General features: G+C 74.3%; 6 protein-coding genes and 1 riboswitch. All 6 genes read left to right on the top strand.

What is annotated here, in order from left to right:
- On the top strand, positions 1-1,403 hold a 1,403-nt coding region (locus NBZ85_RS25735; protein WP_261562755.1), incomplete at its 5' end, for an RsmB/NOP family class I SAM-dependent RNA methyltransferase.
- A 149-nt stretch (positions 1,404-1,552) separates the two neighbouring features.
- A complete protein-coding gene (gene rpe / locus NBZ85_RS25730; protein WP_261554326.1) occupies positions 1,553-2,263 on the top strand; it encodes a ribulose-phosphate 3-epimerase in 711 nt (236 codons plus the stop codon).
- Positions 2,260-2,754, top strand: a complete 495-nt coding sequence (locus tag NBZ85_RS25725; RefSeq protein ID WP_261554327.1) for a cytidine/deoxycytidylate deaminase family protein — start codon at positions 2,260-2,262, stop codon at positions 2,752-2,754. The genes rpe and NBZ85_RS25725 overlap by 4 nt, the downstream gene beginning before the upstream one ends.
- 116 nt (positions 2,755-2,870) lie before the next feature.
- Positions 2,871-3,000, top strand: a riboswitch (FMN riboswitch).
- A gap of 130 nt (positions 3,001-3,130) precedes the next feature.
- Positions 3,131-3,841, top strand: coding sequence for a riboflavin synthase (locus tag NBZ85_RS25720; protein WP_261554328.1), 711 nt, complete (start codon positions 3,131-3,133; stop codon positions 3,839-3,841).
- Positions 3,838-5,259: a bifunctional 3,4-dihydroxy-2-butanone-4-phosphate synthase/GTP cyclohydrolase II gene (locus NBZ85_RS25715; RefSeq protein WP_261562754.1), complete on the top strand. Its 1,422-nt coding sequence runs from the start codon at positions 3,838-3,840 to the stop codon at positions 5,257-5,259. Before NBZ85_RS25720 ends, NBZ85_RS25715 begins: the two co-directional genes overlap by 4 nt.
- Positions 5,256-5,738 carry a 6,7-dimethyl-8-ribityllumazine synthase gene (gene ribH, locus NBZ85_RS25710; RefSeq protein WP_261560608.1) on the top strand — a complete coding sequence of 161 codons (483 nt, stop codon included), beginning with the start codon at positions 5,256-5,258 and terminating at the stop codon, positions 5,736-5,738. The genes NBZ85_RS25715 and ribH overlap by 4 nt, the downstream gene beginning before the upstream one ends.
- The last annotated feature ends 847 nt before the right edge of the window (positions 5,739-6,585 follow it).

Raw genomic sequence — 6,585 nt, 5'->3', positions numbered from 1 at the left:
GGGAGGTACTGCGGGCGGTCGACGAGCGCGGCTCCTACGCCAACCTGCTCCTGCCCTCGCTGCTCGCCGGCAGCGGGCTGCCGGCCCGCGACCGCGGCTTCGTCACCGAGCTCGCCTACGGGGCGCTGCGCGCCCAGGGAACCCTCGACGGGCTGCTCGGCACGGCCACGAGCCGACCCGTGCGCGACATCGACCCGCCGCTGCGCGACGCGCTGCGGCTCGGCGCCTACCAGCTGCTGCGCACCCGGGTGCCCGCGCGGGCCGCGGTGGCCAGCACCGTGGACCTCGTCCGGGCGACCAGCGGCGAGCGCCCGGTCCGGTTCGCGAACGCGGTGATGCGCCAGGTGGCCGCCCGGATCGCGGAGTCGGGCGGGGACCTCGCCCAGCTGCTCGGCGCCCCCCGCTTCGATGCCGACCCGATCGGCCATCTCACGGTGGTGAACGCCCATCCGCGGTGGATCGTCGAGGTCGTCGCCGAGGCTCTCGGTGACGACCTCGACGAGACCCGCGCGGCCCTCGCCGCCGACGACGAGCGGCCGGTGGTGCACCTGGTCGCCCGGCCGGGCCGCATTGACCGGGAGCGCCTGCTCGCCGAGGCCGCCCAGGAGGGGCTGGCCGCGGCCCCAGGCCCCTACTCGCCGTTCGCGGTACGCCTCGACGGCGGTGATCCCGGGCGGCTGCCGGCGGTGGCGTCCGGGCTCGCGGCGGTGCAGGACGAGGGCAGCCAGCTCGTAGCGCTCGCCCTGGCCCGGACGGCGACGGTCGGCCGGGACCGCGGGCTGACCGTCGACCTGTGCGCGGGCCCCGGCGGCAAGGCGGCGTTGCTCGCCGGCCTGCTCACCGACCGCTCGGGCGCCGGGCCCGAGGCGGCGTCCCCGTCCGGAGTGGCGCTCGGGGCCGGGGCGAGCCTGCTCGCGCTGGAGCCTCGGGCGACCCGGGCCGGCCTGGTGGCGCGGTCACTGGCGGGGGAGCCGCGGGCCTGGGTGGTGCGCGCGGACGGGCGGGCGGCCCCGTTGCCCGCGGGCAGCGCCGATCGGGTGCTCGTCGACGTGCCCTGCACCGGGCTCGGCGCGCTGCGCCGCCGCCCGGAGGCCCGCTGGCGGCGCATCCCCGGCGACCTGGCCGCCCTCGTGCCGTTGCAGAGCGCCCTGCTCGTCGCCGCGCTGGACCTGGTCCGACCCGGCGGCGTGGTCGCCTACGCGACCTGCTCCCCGCATCCGGCGGAGACCGTCGAGGTGGTCCGCCAGGTGACCGGCCAGCGGGCGGACACCTCCGTGCTCGACGCCCGGCTCGCCCTGCCGGAGGTCGACGCGCTCGGATCCGGGCCGTTCGTCCAGCTCTGGCCGCACCGGCACGGCACGGACGCGATGTTCATGGCGCTGCTGCGCCGCAACCAGAACTGAGCCCGCGCAGGTGGGCAGGCGCCGGCGGCGATTCGGCCGACCGCCTGCCCCGGTCGTCGGGCCCCGGGCGTCGGCGGGCGGCCGGGGCCCGAGCGCGGAGGTGTCGAACGGCTCGGGGTGTGCGCCGATTGAGTCGATAGTCTCGCGGGGTGGCAACCGCACAGATCTACCCCAGCCTGCTCGCCGCGGACTTCGGCCGACTGGCCGACGCCGCCGTCGCCGTCGAGGGACGGGCCGACTGGCTGCACGTCGACGTCATGGACTACCACTTCGTCCCGAACCTGGCGTTCTCCCCGGACGCGGTGACGGCGTTGCGGTCGGCGACGCAGACCCCGCTCGACTGCCATCTCATGATCGAGAATCCGGATCGCTGGGCCGCGCACTACGCCGAGCGCGGCGCGGCGAACGTGACCATTCATGCCGAGGCCGTGTCCGACCTGCCCCGGACCACCGCGGCGATCCGGGCCGCCGGCGCCCGCACCGGTCTCGCCGTGAAGCCGAACACCCCGGTTGAGCACTACCTCGACGACCTGCACCGCTTCGACCTGTTGCTGCTGATGACGATCGAGCCCGGATTCGGCGGCCAGAAGTTCATGACCGAGGTGCTGCCGAAGATCGAGGCGGCTCGCCGGCTGATCGACGACCGCGGCCTGGACCTGTGGCTGCAGATCGACGGTGGGGTCAACGAGGAAACCGTCGAGCTGGCCGCGGTCGCCGGGGTCGACGTCTTCGTCGCCGGCACGGCGGTCTTCGGTGCGGCCGATCCCGGCGAGGCCGTCGAGAAGCTGCGCGCCCAGGCGCTGCGGGTCGCCCCCCGGCTGACTGCGCCGCCCGCTCGCACGGTCGCAGACCCCGCGTGACGACGCCCGTGCCGGGCCCGCCTCCGGGGCCCGGCGGGGACCGCTACTGGCTGGCCCGCGCGGTCGAGCTTGGACGCCGCTGCCCGCCGTCGACCACGGCGTTCTCGGTCGGCGCGATGATCGTGGCGGCCGACGGGACCCTGCTCGCCGACGGCTACTCCCGGGCGGAGGAGCCGCACGACCACGCCGAGGAGGTCGCGCTGCGTCGCCTGGCCGCCGACACCGACCGGGCCGCCGTTGTCGATCTGGCTGCGGCCACGGTGTACAGCTCACTGGAGCCATGCAGCGCTCGGGCGTCGCGGCCGCGGACCTGCACGGAGCTCATCCTCGCCGCCGGGATCGGCCGGGTGGTGTTCGCCTGGCGCGAGCCGTCGCTGTTCGTCGACTGCGATGGCGCGGAACGGCTGTCTGCGGCCGGCGTCGAGGTGGTCGAACTCCCGGCGCTGGCCGCGGATGCCCGGGCGGTCAACAGCCACCTCCCGCTCGGCTGAGCGTCGTCCGGGGCGCCCGACCTGGTAGTCGGCTGCCGGCCATGACCTCGGTCACGTTGTTGAGGGCGGCGTGTGGCCGCTTCGTATGTCAGACTTAGGGCAGTACAACCAGCAGCACGCGCGCTCCGGGGTCGGTGAAACTCCGAACCGGCGGTGATAGTCCGCGACCCGTCCGCAGACATTGGGACGGTTGACCCGGTGGAATTCCGGGACCGACGGTCAAAGTCCGGATGGGAGGACGCGCGCGGGCCGAGTGCCCGTGGGTGGTCGTGGCCGTCCTCGGGTGCGCGTCGGCGTGCCCATGCCGGCAGGTCCCGCGTGGCAACCCCCCAAAAAAAACCGGGGGGCGGTGCCCGGGACCGAAGGGCGCGGTCGGATGTTCACCGGCATCGTTGAAGAGCTTGGTGTGGTGGCTGCGGTAGATACGCGGCCGGAGTCAGCGGCGCTCACCATTGCCTGTCAGGCCGTATTGGCAGACGCGACCCACGGCGCCTCCATCGCCGTCAACGGCGTGTGTCTCACGGTGACCTCCTTCCAGCGGGACGGAACCGGTCCGGGCGGGGGCGTGCCGGGCGAGGACGCGAGCGGCGGGGGGCCCGCCGGCACAATCGCGGCGTCCACGGCGTTCACCGCTGACGTGATGCGCGAAACCCTCGTGCGGTCCTCCCTCGGCGAGCTCGCCGTCGGCGATCCGGTGAACCTCGAACGCCCCGTCCGGCTGGCCGACCGCCTCGGCGGCCATCTGGTCCAGGGGCACGTCGACGGCGTCGGCGTCGTCGTCGACCGGCAGGCCGACGAGCACTGGGAGCTCGTCCGCATCGCCCTGCCCACCGGCCTCGACCGCTACCTCGTGGAGAAGGGCTCGGTGACGGTCGACGGGGTCAGCCTGACCGTCGTCGAGGTCACCCCGGCCGAGGGCGACTCCCCGGCGACCTTCACGGTCAGCCTGATCCCCACGACCCTCGACCTGACCACGCTCGGCCGCCGAGCGCCGGGTTCCCGGGTCAACATCGAGGTCGACGTGCTGGCCAAGTACGTCGAGAAGCTGCATGCCGGCACCATCGACCCGAACGGACTCCTCCGATGACCACATCCGCGGCCGGCACCTCCTCGACGGCCATCCCCGCCCTGCCCGTCCCGGCCCCGGCCGCCGACGATGACGCCAACGTGACCTTCGCCGCCATCGAGGACGCCATCGCGGCGATCGCCGCCGGCCGGCCCCTCGTCGTCGTCGACGACGCCGACCGGGAGAACGAGGGCGATCTGATCTTCGCCGCCGAGGCGGCCACTCCCGAGCTCGTCGCGTTCATGACGCGCTACACCTCCGGGGTGATCTGCGTGCCGCTGGACGCCGCCGACACCGACCGGCTCGAACTCGACCAGATGGTCCCGCACAACACCGAGCGGATGGGCACGGCGTTCACCATCACCGTCGACGCCCGCGAGGGCGTGTCCACCGGCATCTCCGCCGCCGACCGGGCCCACACGATCCGGCTGCTCGCCGACCCCGACACGGTCCCCGGCGACCTGAGTCGGCCGGGGCACATCTTCCCGCTGCAGGCCAAGGACGGCGGCGTGCTGCGCCGCCCGGGCCACACCGAGGCGGCCGTCGACCTCGCCCGGCTCGCCGGACTGCGCCCGGCCGGCACCATCTGCGAGATCGTCAACGACGACGGGACGATGGCGCGCCTTCCCGAGCTTGCCGCGTTCGCCCGCGAGCACGGTCTGCTGCTGATCAGCATCGCCGACCTCATCGCCTACCGCCGCCGCACGGAGAAGCAGATCGTGCGGGTCGCCGAGGCGACGATCCCGACCCGTTACGGCACCTTCCGTGCCGTGGGCTTCCGCAACACCCTCGACGGGGTGGAGCACATTGCGCTGATCCGCGGGGAGCTGGGCGACGGCGAGGACGTTCTCGTCCGGGTGCACAGCGAATGCCTCACCGGTGACGTGTTCGGTTCGCGCCGCTGCGACTGCGGCACGCAGCTCGACGCCGCCCTGCGGATGATCGCGGCCGAGGGCCGCGGAGTGGTCCTCTACGTGCGGGGTCACGAGGGTCGGGGCATCGGCCTGATGCACAAGCTGCGGGCCTACCAGCTCCAGGACGCCGGGCACGACACCGTCGACGCCAACCTCGCGCTCGGCCTGCCCGCCGACGCCCGTGACTACGGCACTGGCGCGCAGATCCTGGTCGACCTCGGGGTGCGCGGCCTGCGGCTGCTGTCGAACAACCCGACGAAGCGGGCCGGTCTGGAGGGCTACGGGTTGCGCATCGTCGAGCTCATCGGCATGCCGGTCACCCAGACCCCGGAGAACCTGCGTTACCTGACGACCAAGCGGGACCGGATGGGCCACGTCCTGCCCGGGCTGCCCCGCGCCGTCGGCGAGGACACACCGGCCGGCGGCCGGTGGGCGACGAGTCCCGCGCGGGTGCCCGCCACCTCCGGTTGCGCCGCCGGCGGCTCCTCGGCCGGCGCGGACCTCACCGATGGAGAAGGTCTGTGAGCGGCTCCGGCGCGCCGCAGGAGGTGCTCCCGCCGGTGGCCGGGCTGCGGCTGGCGATCGTCGCCACCCGCTGGCATGCCGAGATCACCGACGGGCTGCTGGCCGGGGCGCTGCGGGCGGTCAAGGACACCGGGCTCGCGACCGCGCCGGAAGTCGTGCGGGTCGCCGGCGTGGTCGAGCTGCCCGTCGTCGCCGCGGCGCTGGCCCAGCGGCACGACGCGGTCGTCGCGCTCGGCGTGGTCATCCGCGGCGGCACGCCGCACTTCGACTACGTCTGCCAGTTCGTCACCGCGGGGCTGGCCCGGGTCAGCCTCGACGCGCGGGTCCCCGTCGGCTTCGGCGTGCTCACCTGCGACACGGTCGACCAGGCCCGTGACCGGGCCGGGCTGACGGACTCCACCGAGGACAAGGGCCGGGAGGCGACGCTGGCCGCCCTCGACACCGCGGCGGTGCTGCGCGAGCTGGCACTCGCCGGCTGAACGGATCGGCTGCTCCCGCCCGGCCTCGCCGGATGCCACGCGGCCACCGCCCTCCCGGGGGTCGGTGGCCGTCCGCATCTCGCGTCACACGGACGGTGCGAGCCCGATCCGTCCTGGTGACATGACCTCGGTATGGTGTTGCCATCGCATGGCGATTCGGAGTGGATCGAGTGTGCCGGTGGTGTGTTCACTGCTCGTGAGGCTGTTTCCAGCTATCTGGATCATCCTGGAGCTCTTGTCGGGGCACGGGGTGACGCGAGACCGTGATGCCACGCCGTAGCGGTTGCCTCGCGTTCCGGTGTCGTCCAGCGGAGTCGGGCCGGAGATGGGGGCGGGGTGGCGCGGATGGCGGGTCATGGTGGGAACCGGGACGATGACGACACCGCGGCGCCGGTCGATCCGACCGGGACCGACCGGGACGGCCTGGATGCCTCGTTCCGGTCCGCCGGTCCGGACTCCGCCGGCGCGGGCGGCGGGGATGCCCGTCCGATCTCCCTGCTCGGTCTGCGCCTGACCGAGCCACAGTCACCAAGCAATGCACTGGTCACCCGGCGTCCCACCCGTACCCGTCCAGGTGTGTCGCGGGTCGAGCCCGGCGGTGGGCTTCCCGGCGGGTCGCCCGCCGATCGAGCGCCCGGCTCCTCGCCACCCGCCTCGGAACCCACGCGACCTGGGCAGACCCGCTCCCCGCAGACCCGACCGCCGCAGACCCGACCGCCCGCGGACCAGACTTCGCCGCCCGCGTGGTCGCCGTACCCGCAGCGGTCCGACGACTGGGAAGGGGCCGCGTCCACCGCGCAGCGCCCCGCGCTCCCCCCGCCGCCTCCGACGCCGCCACATCCGACGC

Origin of the sequence: Frankia tisae (assembly GCF_025403405.1) — a bacterium.
In the GTDB taxonomy this organism is placed as follows: domain Bacteria; phylum Actinomycetota; class Actinomycetes; order Frankiales; family Frankiaceae; genus Frankia; species Frankia tisai.
The sequence above is the reverse complement of the archived record's forward strand: the minus strand, read 5'-3'. Positions and strand labels throughout refer to the sequence as shown.

Coding starts and splice junctions, on each gene's coding strand:
- NBZ85_RS25720 (WP_261554328.1), top strand. CDS start 3,131: ATGTTCACCGGCATCGTTGAAGAGCTTGGTGTGGTGGCTGCGGTAGAT.
- NBZ85_RS25715 (WP_261562754.1), top strand. CDS start 3,838: ATGACCACATCCGCGGCCGGCACCTCCTCGACGGCCATCCCCGCCCTG.